The 1,256-nt window shown below is 71.0% G+C and carries 2 protein-coding genes; both read left to right on the top strand.

The window, feature by feature from the left end; genetic code table 11:
• On the top strand, positions 1-248 hold a 248-nt coding region (locus KBX08_RS33275; RefSeq protein ID WP_210787714.1), incomplete at its 5' end, for a hypothetical protein.
• Positions 245-1,168: a MoxR family ATPase gene (locus KBX08_RS33270; protein ID WP_210787713.1), complete on the top strand. Its 924-nt coding sequence runs from the start codon at positions 245-247 to the stop codon at positions 1,166-1,168. The genes KBX08_RS33275 and KBX08_RS33270, both read left to right, overlap by 4 nt.
• The last annotated feature ends 88 nt before the right edge of the window (positions 1,169-1,256 follow it).

The raw sequence follows: 1,256 nt of genomic DNA, 5'->3' as shown, positions 1-1,256 counted from the left end.
GCTACGCGCCGATCGTCCTGTGGCCGCAGACTCTGCCCGAGCTGACGCCCGATCGACGAGCCTGCCTCGCGCTGGCCTGGGAGGATCTGCCCGACGCCTTCCCTGAGCTGTACCGGCGGCTGCGGCGCGGCGACCCGACCGACGATACCGCCCATCTCCGCGCCATCTGGGACGACAACCGCTGGCTGCGGTTCTGCCGCCGGTTCCAGTACGCGCCGCTGACCGAAGCCGAGGAGTACACATCATGAGCTGGGAGCCGCTCTACCGGGGCGACGGGATCCCCCGCACGGTCGACCTGCCCGCGCCGCCGCCGTGGCGGGTCTTCCCTCGTCCGTCGTCCGCCGTGCCGTTCGAGGCGACGCCGGATCTGACCGACGCGGTCAACGCTGCACTCTGCCTGCGCCGCCCACTGCTGATCACCGGGCCGGCCGGCTCCGGCAAGTCCACCGTTATCGAGTCGGTGGCCACCGAGCTGGGGCTGGGTGCGGTGTTGCGCTGGCACATCACCTCACGCAGCACGGTGAGTGAGGCCCTCTACCAGTACGACGTCCTGGGCCGAATCCACGCGCAGCAGCTTGGCCAGCCGTCGGACGACATCGGCCACTTCGTCCGGCTGGGCCCGCTCGGCACCGCGCTGTGCGACGTCGGCGCGCCACGAGCCCTGCTCATCGACGAGGTCGACAAGGGCGATCTGGACCTGCCCAGCGACCTGCTCAACGTGCTCGAGCGCGGCGAGTTCGACATGCCGGAGCTCGCCCGGTTCGAGGCCGACACTGTGGAGGTGAGGGAGTGGGACGGCGCCGCCCGACGCGCCATCCTCCGCGGCCGAGTGCAGTGCCGCAACTTCCCCTTCATCGTCATGACCAGCAACGGCGAGCGCGAGTTCCCGGCGGCGTTCCTGCGCCGGTGCGTACGCTTCACCATGCCCGCGCCGAGCGAGGAGACGCTGTCCCGCATCGTCGCCGCGCATCTCGGTATGGAGGCCGCTGGGCGCACCGGGGCGCAGGAACTCGTCCGCGCCTTCCTCGATCGCCTCAACGGCGGCGACCAGCTCGCCATCGACCAGCTACTGAACGCGGTGTTCCTGCTCACCGGCGGCCGGGCACCGGAGGAGGAACAGCGGCACGACATCGAGCGGACAGTGCTGCGGAGCCTGTCCGATGCCTGATGTCCGGCCGGCGACCGCGTGGCTCAAGCGCCTCGACGAATCGCTCGACGCCACCGCCCTCGCGGAGGTGCTGTGGCTCGCCGCGCAG

It is taken from the genome of Micromonospora sp. H61 (assembly GCF_018070325.1).
GTDB lineage: Bacteria > Actinomycetota > Actinomycetes > Mycobacteriales > Micromonosporaceae > Micromonospora > Micromonospora salmantinae.
This window is presented reverse-complemented; position numbering and strand designations above follow the sequence as displayed.